General features: G+C 51.1%; 16 protein-coding genes. 2 read left to right on the forward strand and 14 right to left on the reverse strand.

All coding sequences use genetic code 11. The annotated features are described in order from the left end of the window. Window positions 1-22: 22 nt before the first annotated feature. Entirely contained in the window at window positions 23-151 is a 129-nt protein-coding gene (locus tag AC27N8_RS28730) for a hypothetical protein (protein ID WP_487071916.1), read from the forward strand. A gap of 74 nt (window positions 152-225) precedes the next feature. Here AC27N8_RS28730 and AC27N8_RS28735 read toward each other — a convergent pair whose 3' ends face one another. The 9 genes from AC27N8_RS28735 to cysS form a co-directional block, all read right to left on the reverse strand. Further along, a complete protein-coding gene (locus tag AC27N8_RS28735) occupies window positions 226-1,083 on the reverse strand; it encodes a PspA/IM30 family protein (RefSeq protein ID WP_487071918.1) in 858 nt (285 codons plus the stop codon). A gap of 139 nt (window positions 1,084-1,222) precedes the next feature. After that, on the reverse strand, window positions 1,223-2,770 hold the full coding sequence (locus AC27N8_RS28740) for a flotillin family protein (protein ID WP_487071920.1): 1,548 nt from the start codon (window positions 2,768-2,770) through the stop codon (window positions 1,223-1,225). A gap of 2 nt (window positions 2,771-2,772) precedes the next feature. Continuing rightward, window positions 2,773-3,504, reverse strand: coding sequence for an NfeD family membrane protein (locus tag AC27N8_RS28745; RefSeq protein ID WP_487071922.1), 732 nt, complete (start codon window positions 3,502-3,504; stop codon window positions 2,773-2,775). After that, window positions 3,491-3,829, reverse strand: coding sequence for a hypothetical protein (locus tag AC27N8_RS28750; protein WP_487071924.1), 339 nt, complete (start codon window positions 3,827-3,829; stop codon window positions 3,491-3,493). Before AC27N8_RS28750 ends, AC27N8_RS28745 begins: the two co-directional genes overlap by 14 nt. A 169-nt stretch (window positions 3,830-3,998) precedes the next feature. Further along, a complete protein-coding gene (locus tag AC27N8_RS28755) occupies window positions 3,999-4,490 on the reverse strand; it encodes a transcriptional regulator (protein ID WP_487071926.1) in 492 nt (163 codons plus the stop codon). A 76-nt stretch (window positions 4,491-4,566) separates the two neighbouring features. Continuing rightward, window positions 4,567-4,917 (reverse strand): hypothetical protein, encoded by a 351-nt coding sequence (locus tag AC27N8_RS28760; protein ID WP_487071928.1) that lies wholly within the window; start codon window positions 4,915-4,917, stop codon window positions 4,567-4,569. 214 nt (window positions 4,918-5,131) lie between these two features. Then, complete coding sequence (locus tag AC27N8_RS28765) at window positions 5,132-6,061, reverse strand: RDD family protein (protein ID WP_487071930.1); 930 nt, start codon at window positions 6,059-6,061, stop codon at window positions 5,132-5,134. 313 nt (window positions 6,062-6,374) lie between these two features. Beyond that, window positions 6,375-8,831 carry a penicillin acylase family protein gene (locus AC27N8_RS28770; protein ID WP_487071932.1) on the reverse strand — a complete coding sequence of 819 codons (2,457 nt, stop codon included), beginning with the start codon at window positions 8,829-8,831 and terminating at the stop codon, window positions 6,375-6,377. A gap of 111 nt (window positions 8,832-8,942) precedes the next feature. Then, window positions 8,943-10,367 carry a cysteine--tRNA ligase gene (gene cysS, locus AC27N8_RS28775; RefSeq protein WP_487071934.1) on the reverse strand — a complete coding sequence of 475 codons (1,425 nt, stop codon included), beginning with the start codon at window positions 10,365-10,367 and terminating at the stop codon, window positions 8,943-8,945. Window positions 10,368-10,824: 457 nt separating this feature from the next. Here cysS and AC27N8_RS28780 point away from each other — a divergent pair, with 457 nt between their 5' ends. Further along, window positions 10,825-12,102, forward strand: a complete 1,278-nt coding sequence (locus AC27N8_RS28780) for an MFS transporter (protein WP_487071936.1) — start codon at window positions 10,825-10,827, stop codon at window positions 12,100-12,102. 59 nt (window positions 12,103-12,161) lie between these two features. On the opposite strand, the gene AC27N8_RS28785 is transcribed toward AC27N8_RS28780, so the two are convergent. From AC27N8_RS28785 to AC27N8_RS28805, 5 genes are all read right to left on the reverse strand, one after another. Continuing rightward, window positions 12,162-12,989: a hypothetical protein gene (locus tag AC27N8_RS28785; RefSeq protein WP_487071938.1), complete on the reverse strand. Its 828-nt coding sequence runs from the start codon at window positions 12,987-12,989 to the stop codon at window positions 12,162-12,164. 112 nt (window positions 12,990-13,101) lie between these two features. Then, window positions 13,102-14,511 carry an MFS transporter gene (locus AC27N8_RS28790; RefSeq protein WP_487071940.1) on the reverse strand — a complete coding sequence of 470 codons (1,410 nt, stop codon included), beginning with the start codon at window positions 14,509-14,511 and terminating at the stop codon, window positions 13,102-13,104. 92 nt (window positions 14,512-14,603) lie between these two features. Next, the gene (locus AC27N8_RS28795; protein WP_487071942.1) at window positions 14,604-14,831 is read right to left on the reverse strand and encodes a DUF951 domain-containing protein; all 228 of its coding nucleotides are present in this window, start codon (window positions 14,829-14,831) and stop codon (window positions 14,604-14,606) included. Window positions 14,832-14,847: 16 nt separating this feature from the next. Continuing rightward, window positions 14,848-15,474 carry a nicotinate-nucleotide adenylyltransferase gene (nadD, locus tag AC27N8_RS28800; protein ID WP_487071944.1) on the reverse strand — a complete coding sequence of 209 codons (627 nt, stop codon included), beginning with the start codon at window positions 15,472-15,474 and terminating at the stop codon, window positions 14,848-14,850. A gap of 95 nt (window positions 15,475-15,569) precedes the next feature. Further along, complete coding sequence (locus AC27N8_RS28805; protein WP_487071946.1) at window positions 15,570-16,631, reverse strand: mechanosensitive ion channel family protein; 1,062 nt, start codon at window positions 16,629-16,631, stop codon at window positions 15,570-15,572. Window positions 16,632-16,675 lie beyond the last annotated feature (44 nt).

A 16,675-nucleotide genomic window follows, 5' to 3' on the forward strand; every position in this document is an offset into this window, starting at 1 on the left:
TGTAGAAGGAGGAATGATCGTGATGAGTAAGAAGACAGAGCCGGTGGTACACATAGAAGAAGAGGAAGAGCCCAATAAGATGTACTCTTTTATTATTGGTGGAGTCATCGTCATCGCCATTATGGTCCTGTTCGCCATCTTGTTTCACTGAACCAACCATCTGTGGCGGCACATACATAACGCATGCTCGTAGCAGCACCACCAATCATGACAAGGGCATCTTTTTCAGGCATCTAAATGTCGTGAGGCTTCAAACAGCTTTTTGAGGTATTCGAGATCGAGATCTTTATCCGTCGATACTTCCGTTGAGGGGTTGACGGCTTTGGATTGAGGTCTGACACGCTTTTTATTGGTGGTCCAGTTGTCCGAGGATAGAGGTACCAGTGGGCCTGTCTTAGGTTGTCGCACCTCATTTTCTACGGATGGCTTTACGCTTTGCTGCTTGCTTTTGATGTTAGTGAGTTGCTGCTCGATAGCCTGTTCGCTGCTCAATTGATCGAGTTCGTCGTCTACGTTGCTTTGATCCAGACTGGCCAGAGCTTGCGCTCGTGCTTCATCATTCAGCAAGGTCTCTTTGACTTTTGTGGTCTCAAGATCTTTATGTCCTACCTTTTGTAAAGCCTCGAACACGCGTTGCTGGATCAGGGCATTGCGCTTGCGGGTTGCCAGCAATTCAATCGTTGTTTCCGCCTCGGAGATCTTTTCATCCAACTTTTGGAGCGCATGGCGCAGAGTTCCGACGAGCTGTTCCTGCTCTTTTTTTTGTTGCTGATACCGTCCGACGATCTTGTTGATCGAGTTGTAGTGGATCAGTGCCTGACGTGCCAGCGTATCGTTCCCTTGTTGGACGGCAGCCTCAGCCTTTTTCAGCCATATATCCGCCTCTGCCTGTTTCGCCTGGATGCGTTTCAGCAACACGTGACCTTCTGCGATAGCTTTGGCGACCTCAGTCTTTACCTGAACAAGTTGATTACGCATATCAAGCTGAAGTTGTCGTAGAGCTTTCTCTGGCTCGGCGGACTTTTCGGCTACCGAGTCGAGGTTTGCTCGTAGCAGGGTGAGGACACGTTCCAACAAGTTCATAAGCTATCTCCAGTAGTTATTGTATGTAGTTATTGTCTGATTTTTGCATATATGCGGGCTACCGACAATGGCATCCCTCCTGTCTGGCTAGAGGGAGTAGCTTCTCTCTGAATCTACTCCCTCTGCTATGTATTACGACTTATTTGACGATAGCATCAACGGCACCGGTACCATTGGCTTGTGCATTCTGATCTCGGACTTTATCCTCTTCTTTGGTGCGTAGCGCGGGGATGTTGTCCATCAGGTCGCCGATGCGGGTTCCGCTAAGTAGTTCGAAGAGAGCTGGCACCTGAGCGACCATGTTCATGACGTCACCTGTGAGGCGACTCGCTCCGACACCGTTATGTGCACCATCGCCGCCAGTGGAGACGATCGTCACCTTATCGACTTTGCTCAGAGGCTCAGCAATCGCACGGACGATTTCCGGCATGCCTGTCAGGAGCTTATCCAGTACAGCGGCCTGATTGTATTCGTGGAAGGCGGCAGCTTTCACTTTCATTGCATCGGCTTCTGCTTCACCTTTGGCGCGAATGACTTCAGCTTCGGCGAGACCACGAGCGCGAATAATTTCGGCTTCGGCAAGACCACGGGCGCGGTTGGCATCTGCATCACCGATACCGCGAGCTTTCGCCGCATCAGCTTGACCTTGAGCTTCCAGGATTAAACGTTGACGTTCGGCAGTTGCGACTGTCTCAACGCGTCTGCGCTCAGCCTCAGCACTCTTCTGGATCGTTGCCTGCAACTCTAACTCACGGCGCTGGATTTCAGCCTGCTGCACGCGGATCTGAGCGTTCTTCTCTACCTCGGTAACACGTACGGCTTCCTGGATTACCTGCTGCTGTGTGATGTTCGATTGGATATCATAAGCTTTGTCGGCGGTTGCCTGCTGCTTCTTGATTTCGGCCTCGAACTCAGCTTTTTTCAGCGAGAGGTTACGTTGTGACTCAGCCTGCAAGGCCAGTGATTCGGTTTCTGCTTTCACCTGCTCTTGATTGGCGAGCGCACGGGCGACCGCCGACTCACGAGAGGCGTTAGCCTGCTGGATCTGTGTATCTCTTTGAGCCAGAGCGGCGGAGATATCAGCCTGCTTGCGAATCTGAGCAATCTGTGGACGACCCATATTGACGATATAATCGTTTTCGTCACGGACGTCTTTAATCGTGAAGGAGATTACTTCCAGTCCCATCTTCTGCATATCTGGAGTGACGGTGCGTAGCATCTTGCCGCCAACGCTTTCGGGATCTTTAACCAGATCTTCGACGGTCAGCTGACCAACGATACCACGTAGATGACCTTCCATGACCAGACGAATCAGATTTTCTCGATCATTTTGTGTCTTACTCAGGAACTGCTCGGCGGCTGTCAGAATGCTCTCATTATCTGAGCGCACTTTGATCTGGGTGACGGCTTCGACGTTCATCGCGACGCCCTGGGTTGTGTAGAGAGCCTGACGTGGTGCTACATCAAAAGACATCAATTCCAGAGAGAACTCCTGGGCTCGTTTCAGTAAAGGAATCACAAGTTTGGCTCCGCCAGTGATCACCTGTGTACCGCCCTGACCGTAGACAATCAATGCCTGGTTCGGGCCTACTTTACGTAGGAGGCTTCCATATACACGTACGAATATGGTGACTATGAGCACAAAGGCGACGATGCCAATACCAATGGAAATTAATAAGGGATCCATATTTACTGCTCCTTATGACTATCATTGCGCATAACATATTCAGAATCAGAATCAGTTTTTTCAGAACCTTCAAGCAAGGCGCGTAAGGTGGCGAGATCGTCGGAGTCAGGAGAGGGAATACTGACGGCGTCTTCCTGGTTTACAAAGTGATCCCAGGTATCAACTTCTGCCACGCCGTGTTGATAGTTTACCACTACAACCTCTTGATCCCGTTCGAGTCGGCGACCATCTACACTACGAGCCGGTACACTCTTACGCATCCCTCCGGGGGAAACGTAGAGCATCTCGCCCATACCATTTTCCTGGATGGTGATGCTAACCTTCCCTAATAAGCCGGTGCGGTCCGAAACGTCCTGAACCGTTGCGGCTTCACTCTCTCCAAAGATACGCGAGAGCATTACCAGTAAAAGTGTTGCTACAACGAAGCCACTTACACATGCCAATGCTAAGATAAATGGTATAGTAAAAGATGTACTTATATGTAGAGCATATCCAAAGAAACCAAAGCCGATTAGAAAGAGTACTACACTACTGGGATTAATCACAGTGAGAAGCGAAAATTGGCTTTCTCCTCCCGCTTGATGATGACCAGTCCCGACATGGCCTACATGGACATGGTGTATCAGCCCATGACTATGGGCTAAACCGCCAAAGAGCGAGCTCACCAGCAGGTAAAGGAAACCCAGCAGAAAACAGCCAATAAACAGCAAAGAAAGCGGATCAGTTAAGATCATAGCGCTGCTCCTTTATTTCTGGAGATACGAGTGCGAATGCTCTCCGCTGCTCAACATGCTCAATGATGTTGACAATACCGGTGAGTATCCCGCATGTTCCTGACACGCACGCCAATAAGAGACATGGCATGACAGGTGAAGCTCCAACAACTGCGAAGATAGGAAATAGGCTGTCAGCATAATAGCTGGCGATGGCGAATGCGAGCGAGCTACCAATCAAGATGAATGGAACGAGCACTGGATGCCGTTGTACAAGCGGATGGCGCTTCTGCCAGTGATGAGTGTAGCTTCGTTGACTGCGGACATTGTACTGTCTCTGCGTCATTTCCTTCCTTCTTTTTTTAGAGAGAGTAGCTGATGCATAAAGTGATGACATCATCGAACGAGAAATTGGCTCTTCCAGTCTGGATCGTTGTTCTACTAATATTTCACTCCGATGCACTGCGCTATAGAGTATAAACGTTGCATAAAAGTAAAAATACAATCAGCAGGACCTATTCGTCTTCCACTATCTCCTCTTGCATATCGAGTGCATCGACAATCGCTTCAAGCTCTTCAATCGACAACTCCATAAATGTACGGAAGACCGCCAGATAACGTCGAGGCTCCTCTTCTTCTGAGAGCAACTGTAAGAGATCGTGTAGCACAGGTTCGCCCCGCCATTCAGCCGCACTCGCCATCAGCCAGGTTCCCAGGCGATCGCTATCCTGACCCATCTCAGTCAGCAAATCCGTGCTATAGTCGGCAGGATCACTCACCAGATAGCCCGGATGCACCTTGAAGAAGCGCGAAAGCAGTTCCCGACTCGATGCCGTAAGATGCACTCTCTTCGACTTCTCCAACTGCGACAGGTACGCCTGACTGATACTTTCTCCCAGTTCCTGCTGCATCGTCTTGACCACTTCCATTTGTGTCATCGGACGATTAAACCCCCGTAGCTCACCTTCAACATCGCGTAAATGTTTAATCTTTTCTGCCAGATTCATATTCGTCCCCATAACTATTTGCTATAAGGAGTATAGCTGTCTGCTATTTAATTGTCAAGAGGAAATAGAGGTATTTTTATGCAACCGGTGACCTGTGTCGAGCGTAGCGAGGACACCGTAGTACTCTGTCAAAAGTCATCACGCCGATGCGGTATCGGTGATGTGTGTCCCAAAACAGCTCCGGAAGGCGATGGAGTGAGAGGCTCACCGACGTAGCGGCGCGGCTCCGCCGTGCTGTCTGTGACTCGTCCGACCACGCTCCCCATAGGGTTCCATTGCGTGATCTTTCCACCGTGGATCGTCTCGTCTGCGTTGCTTTCAGATGCGCATGGGACGTGTTCGTGCGTCGAGTGACAGCACGGCGGAGCCGCGCCGCTACGTCGGCGAGCCTGAGTGCCTGGTTCAAGGAGCCATCCTCCTTTGCCACGCAACGTCCTTCTGTGTCTTGACTGAGTTAGTGGCGTCGCACGCTCGCGTGCGATGTTCCACTTGCCGTACGATCAGGCAACGCGAGCGTTGCTCGCCAAGATCGGGCTGTCTCGTACGAGAAACTGGGACATCGCACGCGAGCGTGCGACGCTACACGGTCTTCGCTGCGCTCGACCTTTTCTGCTTCATCATTTTTTGTGAAAGCGGCTCTCTTACGGAGACTGATCACGGCAGACTACCTGCGAATTTGCGTAATCTGGTAGCCAGGACTGTGTCGTCCACTGCCAGATGAGTGTAACGACCCCTTTACACGCATGTATTTTGTTGGCGGACGAATATATTGAGAGGAAATCAATTGGATAACTGACTATCTGTTGTCCTTGTGTATTGTGTCCCCAGGATTTTGCGCCCAGCGTATAGTGTGTGATGTGTTCGCCTGGATAGAGTACATGTGTGCTGATGTTGTTCTGGATAAAAAGAGGTGGTTGCCCGAAGTAAGTAAAGATCGGACATCCGATGACGATGATCAGACACAATCCGAGCATTACCTGGACTCCGTACCTGACGCGTTGTCGAGACATGGTGAGGGATGGTACCGATGCTTTGTCGACAACCAATGTATCTGCGAACATATCACCTAATCTTCTGCGTCTGGACGAGCCAGCGCAGACTAATCCCCCTAATAGGTACATGCCGAGGGCGTCGATGAAGCGGGCAAGGTTGCGGAATAGTGCACCTGGAATGATGAGCGTGCTGTATTTGGTGTAGTTGTAATGGCTGATCACGCGCAACTTCATAATCATCTTTCCTATAGTTGCGCCAAAAAACATTTCTTGTAGAAAGAAGTATAGGAATACCACTATGAGTTGCATGGGTAGGCTTAAATTGATTGTCCAGGTTATTGTGCCACCTACTCCATTCGGTAGGGGATAGTGGGGGCCTCCACTGCCAAATAGGAGTCCTGGAATTGGGGATGCTGTTTCTACATATGCTACTCCAAATGCTCTGGCGCTCCAACCTATGGTAAGTGCTACTATGCATGAATCGATAAATAATGCGACCAAACGCCTGCCCATCACATGGCTATCAGGCTCTAAGATGCTGGCTTGCGTGGTATTTATTGGGGTGTTTATCTCCTGCATAAATCTGCTTCCTTGCTCTTGCGTATTATTCTGCTTGAGTGAAGTATGCCCAAATATATAGGACGTAGCTTCAAGAGTGGTGTCAAATGTGTATGCTGTGGGTCTGGGAAATGGATTGCGTAGATGTTGTGGCGGTTTATATGGAAAAGTCGGTGGAAAGAGATAAAAAAGATGGAGGCTTGTTCGCATGTACAAGCCTCCAAGTCGAGCGAAGCAGAGCCTGTGACTCACTCTTGCTGTTCACATGAGAGAAGTATACTCTTGAATCCTCAAGAAAGCGTCATAGATTTGTAAAGATTTATGCAGATGCAGCTTACAAATTTTTTGGAAACAGGCGTAACTTATCCTCCTCGGCTGCCTCCACGGCTGGGCGACTGAAGAGCATCTTATGATAGAGTCCGTCGAGCCAGAGCTGGATGAAGTCATCATAGTGCTTGCTGGCCGGATGCCCTGATTGGCCGGGTGAGTGGATGCTCTGGGAGTTGTCGAACTGCTGCGTGTCTATGATCTGTCGATACGAGGCGACGGAGACGACGTTGTATGGATCAGCTACGGTGGCGTGGCTGACGTTGGCGGTGTCGCTGTTGCCTCCGATTGGGAATGGTCCGCGATTGAAGAAGTTGGCGAGTGCTTTGACTTCTCCGAGCGCATGGGGATAGGTGATGGTGTGTATGCCTCGATATTGCCAGCGTAAGATATTGCCTCCGAGCTTCTCCGTTAGTTCGCCGATGGTCGCATCGAAGGCGCGTTCCAGGGCGATCTGCCAGGAGGTGGGACCATTTGTCAGGATCGAGTTGGCGAACCATTGGTCGTCCTGCTGGTGGATGAGGCGCAACAGCAGGGGCAGGTTGCGGTTGAGGTTGCCATTGGGCAAGTTGAAGCCACCGGCTCCTTGTCCCAGATAGTGGTGGAGCAGAAGGTTGTCGTGACCGAGAGGGGCGTCAAAGACGATGCGTTCCAGCTTGTGCACAAAGGTTGTGTAGATGCTGGCGGCGATACTATCCGTCTTCAATTGATAATCCCAGCCTTGCAGAATTTCGTTGGCTGCGCGTTTGATGCCGGTATTGGTCTCGATCTTAAGCATCAGGGGAACGATCTCTTCGGCTGGTAGGGAGTATTGGTCGAGTTGGATAGCAGCCATATCGTCGAGCGTGAGCTTTTCCTTGCTGGTCAGGAGATCCTGGATGCGTTTGGCGCGGTAGCCATTGGCCCATTCGTTGGTGATGTAGTATGGATAATTATCATCAACGACGCGATTGTTGGCGGTGACGATAAAATGCTGCTCCGGATTATAGGTTTGTGGGAGTTCATCAAAGGGAATTGTGCCGGTCCATTCGTACTCGCCGGTCCAGCCCGGAACAGGGATGATCGCCTGTCCTTTGGCACGGATGGGGATGGCTCCGGCCATGATGTAGCCAATATTGCCTTGTACATCGGCGTAGACAAAATTTTGCGGAGGGACATTCCAATTGCGCAATGCCGTTCGAAACTCCTCCCAGTTCGTGGCGCGGTTGAGCTGGCGCACTGCTGAGACCAGCTTGCCGGGCTCAAAAGCTGTCCAGCGCAACGCGAGAGGAAGCTCCGCACTCGCGTTTGTGCCGTCGGCCTGTTGTGCCTGCTGGATCGTGGGTAGATGTGTCAGAATCGGACCGTGGCGCGTCACGCGTACCTCTTCTATGAGAGGCTGATCCATATCTTTGACCACAATCTCCTCGCGAATAATTTGTGCCTCTTCCCACTGCCCGGCGAACTCGTATTGGCCTGGATGTTCGGGATTGAATTTTTCGATGTACAGATCCTGGATGTCGGAAACCGCATTGGTGACTCCCCAGGAGATGTGCTGGTTGTGCCCGATGATAATCCCTGGTGCGCCTGGGAAGCTGGAGCCGATGACATCGATATCGTTGGCGATCAGATGGCATTCGAACCAGATTGATGGCAATGCTTGCCCCATATGTGGGTCGTTGCAGAGCATGGGAGCTCCTGTCGCGGTCATCGTGCCATCGACGACCCAGTTGTTGCTACCACCCATCACGCTAAAGCCGCTCATCAGCCTGATCTGTTCGTATTGTTCTAGAATCTTGAGATTGGTTCCCTGATAAGAGGCACCAGGTGGAATAATCAGGGGAAGTTGGGCCTCGTAACCGGCTTCGAGTTGCGCTGCTCGCTCAGCGCCCAGCTTATCGACGATCCTGGCCCGGATCAACTCATTCTCCCAGTTGCTCGACAGGCTCAACGCCTGGAGTTTCCCCCATTGTAAGGTATCGATCGGTTTCCATGGCTCGGGCTGGATGTGCAACAGATTAAATTCAATGGGGAGCTTCTGTCTATTTTGTTGGATAAACCTGTTCACGCCATGCGCGTAGCATTCGAGTATGTGGAGATCTTCTTTGGGGATGGTCTCGATCTCGGCGGCTGCTGCGCGATGCAAGCCCAGACGCCGTGCGAAACGATCGACTTCTAATGTCTGCTTGCCCACTATTTCTGAGAGTCGACCAGAACTGACGCGTCGATTAAACTCCATCTGCCAGAGCCGCTCTTGAGCATGGATATAGCCCTGCGCAAAATAGAGATCATCTTCGTTGTGTGCATAGATATGAGGGACTCCATAGCTATCCGTGCTGATCTCGACTGGTTGCTGTAGCTCTTCGCAATAGATGGTGCCGCTCTTTTGTGGCTGTCGGCGGTTGGTGAGGAGTGTGACTGCGCCGCCTGCCAATGTTGTGAGATTGTTGGTTGTGGTACGGGTTTTTTGCCACCAGGATGCCATATTTCGTCCCCCTTGGCTAGAAAGACTCCCTGTCGACGCATCAAACGTCGTAGGTGGTGCCAGTCATATCTCAGAGAGAAGCTGGCACCTCTTTTTATGATCTTCCCCTCATTATACCAACTTTGTGCCCTGTGGCGTATCGCGTACCTCGAAGCCCAACTCTTTGAGTTGATCACGCAGGCGATCAGACTCTTTCCAATTGCGAGCGGCGCGAGCGTCGTCGCGTTGTCGTACCAGATCCTGCACCTCATTATTGATCGCCTGCGTGGCCTTCGGCTCAACCTTATCGAGCTGGAGCCCCAGCACGCGATCGAAGTCCAGCAGTAGATGCCGCCGCTCGGCTGGATCAATTTTGTTCGTTCGCGCTGCCTCTCGCGTGATGCTGAGCGCGATCGGGAAGTCAAGATCGTTGTTGATGGCTTCATGGAACGCTTCACGTGTGCGTTGTGCCTCTTCAGACCAGGGACCTGGAGCTGCTGTGGTGGGCAGATCCATCAGATCTGAGCGCAGATTGTTCAAAGCATTCTGAGCGGCATTGATCGAATCGTCTGTGAAGTTGAGCTTTGAGCGATAGTGAGCGGTCAGGAGCAGATAGCGGTATGCCATCGGCTCAATGCCGCGCTCTTTAAGTGTGCTGAGCAGTACGACATTGCCGATCGAGCGAGACATCTTGCTGTTCCCGAGATCCAGAAACTCGTTGTGCACCCAGTATTGGACGGGCTGCTTGCCCGTTGCTCCCTGACTCTGTGCGATCTCATCCTCGTGATGTGGAAAGACAAGGTCAATCCCGCCGGTATGGATATCGAATTGTTCGCCCAGATATCTGGTCGCCATTGCCGAGCACTCGATATGCCAGCCAGGGAAGCCAGCTCCCCAGGGACTCTCCCAATTCATCTGCCGTGTGGTGTCTCCATGTTTCCAGAGCGCAAAGTCCTCATTGTGCTGCTTATCTTCAGCGACCTCCATCTGCACGCGACCATGACCGCCCGCCCGCAGATTTTCGACCGTGTTGCCGGAGAGGGCACCATACTTTTTGAAGTTGCCTACTGCATAATAGACGTTGCCATCGCTGACGTATGCCAGACCACGCTCTATCAGCTTTTCCGTCATCGCGATCATCTCCGGAATATGATCAGTCGCCCTGGGCAGGAGATGGGGCGGCAGGATATTCATCGCGTCGCAATCGCGCAGGTATTGAGCGGTATAATGGGCCGCAATCTCATAGGCGGAGCGTCCTGTCGAGCGAGCCTCATGCTCAAGCTTATCCTCGCCGCCGCGAGCATCGTCATCCTCGTGCAGGTGACCGACATCGGTAATGTTACGCACCAGCGTGACATCATAGCCATTATATTCCAGCACACGGCGTAGCCAATCCGTGGTCGTGAACGAGCGCAAGTTGCCGATATGCACATCCTTATAGACCGTTGGACCGCAGTTATAAATGCCTACTTTGGGTGCGTGCAGCGGCTTAAAGAGCTCTTTGGTGCGTGTCAGCGTGTTATACAGGTAAAAAGGCTTCTGTGAGACCATAGTCATGGCTAATCTCCTCTATGATTAAATTCTGTTGTTTGGCTTGTCTGTTTGTTTCGTGCTCAAAAAATCTTATAGCTCTCGTAGAGCCAACGCATAACAGCGTGCGAGGTGGTCTTAGCTCAGACTGAAGACGTGTGGGGGGATGATACCGGAATATATTGGAGGACACGCCAATTACGTTCACAAAGGGCTGAGCTACTTCTGGGCACTGCCTCTGTGAACGTATCGACAGGTGTAGTTGTGCATATATATGTTGATGCTTATTTCAATAATGCTCACAAATTGCTCCAACGTCATCTGGATATGGGTTGGATGACTTCACTACCAGTATACCATAGAAATCAAAGTGCGCCTATACCTGTGCCTCTTTTTAGCTGGACTGCTCTAATTAGGACCCCTTATGTCCACATGCAGTGATAAATTAAGGCAAAGATTTAATTGATGGGGCATGGAGATACTTATGAACCTCTTTTTTTCTTCTCAAGGTCCGCGCCTGACACGAGCCTTACAATCAAGGGCGTTCACCTGGTTCTGGCTTGGGCAGACAATTTCGACGCTTGGCGATGGTGCCTTTATGACTGCTTTAGCTATTGCAGTCTATCAATTGACGGGATCAAGCCTGATCATGGGCTTCTTTTTGATGGCTCAGATTCTCCCGGAGCTGCTTTTCACCTTGTTTGGCGGCGTGATTGCTGATCGTTTCCCACGGCGTTTGGTGATCATTTGTGCCGATGCGGCCCGGACCGTGATCGTACTCTCGATTGCGGGATTATCCTGGCTTCATCTCTTGCAACTCTGGCATCTCTTTGTGCTGGCCGTGCTCTTTGGCTGTGCGCGTTCCTTTTTTAATCCGGCCTATCGAGCCATTACTCCAGAGCTTGTTAGCAAAGATAATCTTGCATCGGCCAACGCGCTGACCAGTTTGAGCGTGCAGTTTGGGCAGTTGCTTGGTCCAATTCTGGGAGCGGCCTTTGTTGGTCTGGCGGGAGGATCTGCCAGTCTGGCCTTTGCCTTTGATGGTCTCACCTTTGCCATCTCGGTCTGTTCACTCTTCGTGCTCCGCTTGCTCCCATCGATTGCCGATGGCGCTGTGAGTGATGCGGAGCCACTTCCGATGAGTTTGCGGAGTCTGCTACAAGATGTATCTGAAGGCTTTGGAACTATCTGGTCCTCGGCCTGGCTGCGCTGGTCGATGCTGGTGGCTACCTTTGGATTGGTCGCTGAATTAGGTGCCATGTCAGTAGCGCTTCCGAAGCTCGTTTTTGCAGTCTATAGCAATGGTCCCTGGCTCTTAGCCGCGATTGCCACCGCCTCGGGACTTGGCGCTGCCGCCGGAGCAATTTTTGTGGGCCAATTGCGCTTGAGGCGGCGAGCGGTGCTTGGCTTGCTTGGCTATGTAATCACAGGACTGGCCTTGAGCGCTTTTGCTCTCCCACTACCACGTGACATAATTCCCTTTGTGGTCCTACCCGCCGGATTTCTGGTGGGAGCCGGGATGAGCACGATGTATACGATCTGGTCGACGCTCCTCTATGAGCTTGTCCCTGGGAAGATGCTGGGTCGTGTGGCGAGTGTCGATCTGCTCGGATCGCTTGGCTGCTTACCTCTGGGTTATGTGCTGGCTGGTTGGCTTAGTGATCGCTTCGGGCCGGCTTCGGTCTTTTTACTGGGCGGATTGGGTATGGTCGTACTGGATCTGCTCCCTTTGTTGCTCCGTGACATCCGCGACCTGCAATAGGATTACTGCTCGTCTGGTTCTATCTCAATCTATCGCTTGCGATCAGAAGCTGTTTGAGGTCAACGATAGACAAGATAGACCAGCGCTTCGGCTATGATTGCAAAGATAATGTCGAGTACGAGCAGAATACAGAGAGCGAAGTCGATATGCGATGAGACAAGCGTTGCGACGATAAAAAACTGGTCGAGCAGCTGCAGATACCAGATAAGCAGGAACACCAGCGCCAGGATAATGCCTAGACCCAGGACGAACCAGCGTGCTCCCTGCCAATCCTGGCGACTGGGCCAGAGTTCGGAGGTGATGGTGAGGATTAAATAAGGTGCGAAGCTGAGGGTCCAGAGTGGCCAGCCAGGTCGAATGATCTGCCATTGATTGTGCGTGAAGTCAAAAGGGATTTCCCAGATATAGTATCCTGTGGCGACCCAGTAGAGGAAGATAAATGCAGCGATGCCGCCGATCAGAGGAGCAATGCCGCTTAAACCATCCCCAATGTAGCTGCTCACACGTCCCTGTGGGCGCATGTACTGGACCTCTCCGAGTTGGAGCGATTGTGGTCCATTGCTGCGCACGATCCGCCCTCTGGGATCGCGCTGCGCGATCGGTCTGATACGGAAGAGGGTGACACTGGTGATGCGGAAGCCAAACGGGGTGAAGAGTAGGACTACAATTGCATGGCTGAGTTCATGAATAATCACGCCTGGCGCATTCAGCCAGAACCAGATCAACAAACCGCGTTCGCGCATAAAACGATACCCGATGGTATCTATGCGCCGCCGTAACGATCTCCTGGTGATGCGTAACAGGGTAAAGAGAACAAAAACGCCGGCAATAATCAGCCAGGGTTGATATGGAGCCATCAGGTCCATAAGTTCTACGCGTGGGTCCATTTCTCTTCTTCCTCGCTTATATTCGCTTTATCGTCTTTAGTATAGTGTAGATCTTATAATTTTTACTAATCAATAGTACCTGCTATCGTGTTCGGATTGGTACTTTTAGATACTAACCCTGATGGCTTTTTTGTATTTGTAGCTCGGCCTCGGCTATTTTTATCGTTGGATGCTTGCGCTCGTAATAGACTCCCCAGATGCCAAAGGCTAAATTGCAAGCTGCCATGATATAAAGAACGCGATCGATCCCCAAAGTATCGGAGAGCGCTCCAATCGATAGGATGATTGGAATAGCACAGGCATTGTACAGGACAAGTTGTAAGGCCAGAACACGTCCTTTAATCCATTCCGGTGTCAACTCCTGCATCGCTGTTTGCGCTGGAATATTGATACAATCGAGCGCCATACCTGCAATAAACATCAGTAAACCCATCACGAGCAACAACTTGGGATCGCCATTCCAACTTTCTGGCTCAATCCACTTGAAGAACATGGTTGCCAGTGGAAGAAAAAGCGTTGTAACCGTTAAGCCAAGGCTGCCAATGAAGACCGTACGCAGCTTGCCTACTTTGGTGGCAAACCTGGGCATAAAGATCGAACCAATCACCAATCCAACACCAGCCGGCGCGAAGACGACCGCCATCAGATTTGCTGATAGGTTCAAGAGCTGGGTAACGATCGGCGTGGCGATCTGTCCAATCACCAGGATCAGCACACCCGCGAACGAGAGCTGAATCACAGCCAGAAGCAGTGCATGCCTCTTGCGGATAAAAATCCAACCCTGACGCATCTCATCATTAATATTGTGCAGGATGCCAAGCGTCTGTACTGCGATATCTGGTGCAGGCTCTCTTTGTATGCTCTCCTGCTGTTTGAAGCCAGTTTGTGGGATGGCGAGAATCAATCCTGCGCAGACAAGATAGAGGATGGCACCGATCGCATAGAGTTGCACGATCGAGTCGAATTGAATATGAAAGAGCGTAAATGTCGGTAAGAGGCTTAAGGCGATTGGCGCTAAGAGTACATAGCCCAGGGCCTGTGAGAGCATAAAGGTGATATTAAACAGCGACAGTGCAGGCATCATCTCATCTTCATCGACCAGCATCGGGATCGTTGTGCCCTCGGCTGGCGTAAAGAATTGGCCGATCGATGAGATGACAAAGGTGAGCAAATAAATAAAGACAAGCACGCTTGAGCGGTTTGCCAGCAAGATGCCTACAAAGAGCACGGTGGCCGCAGCCCGTAAACAATTACTGCCCCACAGCACGCGACGTTTATCCATGCGATCAACGAAGACGCCCGCAGGAGCTCCAAAGAGCACGGCGGGAGCGCTGAAACAGATGATAGCCAGTCCTAACATCGTGGTGGAGTCGGTGATGTTATGGATCAAAATAATGAGTGCATAGTTGGTGGCATTCAGACTAACCATGGAGATAAGTTGCGCGAGCCAGAGACGTAGAAAGTTTTTATTTTTCAGCAAGGTCAGAAAGCCCTTATTCGGCTTGGGCTGGTCTATTGCCATCGTACCATATCCTTGTCCATTATAACCTCTCTTCCTCTAACGCTGAGTATACAGGGATTTGGCAGCAAGACGCAAGGGGCCATCTGCTTCCTCTATTCTTCATCGAAAAAATCATCATCAGTACGCTCTTTAGGTGGCAGAACCTGTTTGACACGGCGTTCCACCTCAGCACGTGATAAGAGAATGCGACGCCCACATTTTTCGCACAGGAGCCCTATATCTGCTCCCAGACGTACAACCTCCCAATCGAAGCTTCCGCAAGGATGCTTTTTACGGAGGCGTAGGCGATCTCCCATTTGGAACTGCATTGGCTTCTGCATGATACTCTTTAACTTTCTAGCTCTGTTGGTGCTTCTGATACAGACCATGGGAAAAAATATACTCTTCCACAGCCTCTGGTATCTGATAACGAATTGGCCTTTTTTCCGTCACACGTTGCCGTAGATCGGTGGAAGAGATATCCAGTTGAGGGACAGGCACGATGCACAGACGTTCCGTTAAGCCGGGCAAACGCGTCTCCTGGCGCTGATTGTAGCGCTCATCGTCCACGTGTCCCGGTCGCCGCACTGCTACCAGATGATCAAGGAGAGCAAGTATCTCCTGTGGCCGATACCAATCTGGAAAATCTTCTAGACTATCCCATCCGATCACAAAGGAGAGCTCGACATCGTTGTCCCACTGCTTGCGGAGCAGGCGCAGCGTCTCGACCAGATAGGATGGTCCGGGACGGTCGAGCTCGATGCGCGAGATCGTGAAGTGAGGATTGGAGGCGATGGCTAATTCGACCATTGCCAGGCGATGATGAGCTGGCGTGGTTGGACGCCCGGTTTTATGCGGTGGTTCGCCAGCTGGAATAAAGACCATCTCTGAGAGGCCAAGCGTTGCACGTACCTCTTCCGCGATAATGAGATGGGCATGATGGATAGGATCGAATGTGCCACCCATTAAGCCGATTGATCGCATACCTCTTGCTCTTCCCCCTTATGTCAGCGCTCTTCAAATCTCTACCAGAGATTTTATCTTATCATAAAGGGAAGCATTCTGAATAGGGACAGGCATCAGACTGGTTCTTTGACTGTAATATTGGCCTCTGGCAAGAGCTGATGGAGCTCGTAGAGAATGGGTGAAACATCGATGACCTGTTCAGTCGCGACCCAGAACCGCACATCCAACAGAATATTGCCACCTTGATAGCCGTTCACCATCACGATTGGCTCGGGATGCTCCATCACTTCATCGTGGTTTTTGAATAAGAGCATTATCTGACTGGTTGTCTCGTCGCGTTTGAAATCATCCTGCGGGATTGCCAGCAAGAGCATCGCACGTCGTTCGCCAAAGTGCGTATTGTTGATGACTGCGTTGCTAAAGATGACCAGGTTGGGCACACTGACCTCTTCACCGCTCGTCAGGTGCAGGATCGTTGTCCGTAACTGAATATCCTCTACCTTGCCCACATAGGTAATCGTGCCCGAGGTAATATTTACCTGATCGCCGATATGAAATGGTCGCTCGACTAAGATATAGAAGCCCGCCACCAGATTTTTGAGGATATCCTGCAATGCCACTGTGAGCGCGACAGTAAATGTTCCCAGCACGGCAACTGGCACGCCAATGGGAACGTTCCAGACGGTGAGCAGAAATGCGAGTGTCACACAGAGCGCAATAATATAGAACACGCGGGCCAATAGCGTCCGAATATTGATATCGATGCGACTGGTCCCCACGCTATGGAGTGTCACGGCCCTGATCGTTCTTGCAATCCCGTAGCCTATCACCACGATTAACACCGTTTGGACAATACTCCCAACGCTATTGAGAAGATAGAGCTGAGTGCTTGCTGTCCAGTTCTTTTGTAGCTCAACAACGACAAAATGAGCATAAAAAATGGCCAGTATACCGATAAGTCCAAGGATAGATGGGATTACGACCACGAGGATGCCCAGTGTGTGAATAATCCAACCATCCCACACCGTCTTTTTCAGTCGATGTAACAGCACGCGGCGCAGCAGGATACCCAATCCGATCGCCGCCACGACCATTCCGATACTTAGAGCAATATCGGCAACCTTACTTGTTACTACCACTGCTGTAAGCGTTATGCTATTGATTGTCCATCCCATAGCTAAAAAGAAACCCGCCCTCTGATTTGTTGTACCTACGCATC

This window comes from Dictyobacter sp. Z7_2 (genome assembly GCF_057551105.1).

What these genes read in the sequence shown, in the direction of transcription:
- AC27N8_RS28730 (WP_487071916.1), top strand. Translation starts at nt 23, where the DNA reads ATGAGTAAGAAGACAGAGCCGGTGGTACACATAGAAGAAGAGGAAGAG.
- AC27N8_RS28735 (WP_487071918.1), bottom strand. Translation starts at nt 1,083, where the DNA reads ATGAACTTGTTGGAACGTGTCCTCACCCTGCTACGAGCAAACCTCGAC.
- AC27N8_RS28740 (WP_487071920.1), bottom strand. Translation starts at nt 2,770, where the DNA reads ATGGATCCCTTATTAATTTCCATTGGTATTGGCATCGTCGCCTTTGTG.
- AC27N8_RS28745 (WP_487071922.1), bottom strand. Translation starts at nt 3,504, where the DNA reads ATGATCTTAACTGATCCGCTTTCTTTGCTGTTTATTGGCTGTTTTCTG.
- AC27N8_RS28750 (WP_487071924.1), bottom strand. Translation starts at nt 3,829, where the DNA reads ATGACGCAGAGACAGTACAATGTCCGCAGTCAACGAAGCTACACTCAT.
- AC27N8_RS28755 (WP_487071926.1), bottom strand. Translation starts at nt 4,490, where the DNA reads ATGAATCTGGCAGAAAAGATTAAACATTTACGCGATGTTGAAGGTGAG.
- AC27N8_RS28765 (WP_487071930.1), bottom strand. Translation starts at nt 6,061, where the DNA reads ATGCAGGAGATAAACACCCCAATAAATACCACGCAAGCCAGCATCTTA.
- AC27N8_RS28770 (WP_487071932.1), bottom strand. Translation starts at nt 8,831, where the DNA reads ATGGCATCCTGGTGGCAAAAAACCCGTACCACAACCAACAATCTCACA.
- cysS (WP_487071934.1), bottom strand. Translation starts at nt 10,367, where the DNA reads ATGACTATGGTCTCACAGAAGCCTTTTTACCTGTATAACACGCTGACA.
- AC27N8_RS28780 (WP_487071936.1), top strand. Translation starts at nt 10,825, where the DNA reads ATGAACCTCTTTTTTTCTTCTCAAGGTCCGCGCCTGACACGAGCCTTA.
- AC27N8_RS28785 (WP_487071938.1), bottom strand. Translation starts at nt 12,989, where the DNA reads ATGGACCCACGCGTAGAACTTATGGACCTGATGGCTCCATATCAACCC.
- AC27N8_RS28790 (WP_487071940.1), bottom strand. Translation starts at nt 14,511, where the DNA reads ATGGCAATAGACCAGCCCAAGCCGAATAAGGGCTTTCTGACCTTGCTG.
- AC27N8_RS28795 (WP_487071942.1), bottom strand. Translation starts at nt 14,831, where the DNA reads ATGCAGAAGCCAATGCAGTTCCAAATGGGAGATCGCCTACGCCTCCGT.
- nadD (WP_487071944.1), bottom strand. Translation starts at nt 15,474, where the DNA reads ATGCGATCAATCGGCTTAATGGGTGGCACATTCGATCCTATCCATCAT.
- AC27N8_RS28805 (WP_487071946.1), bottom strand. Translation starts at nt 16,631, where the DNA reads ATGGGATGGACAATCAATAGCATAACGCTTACAGCAGTGGTAGTAACA.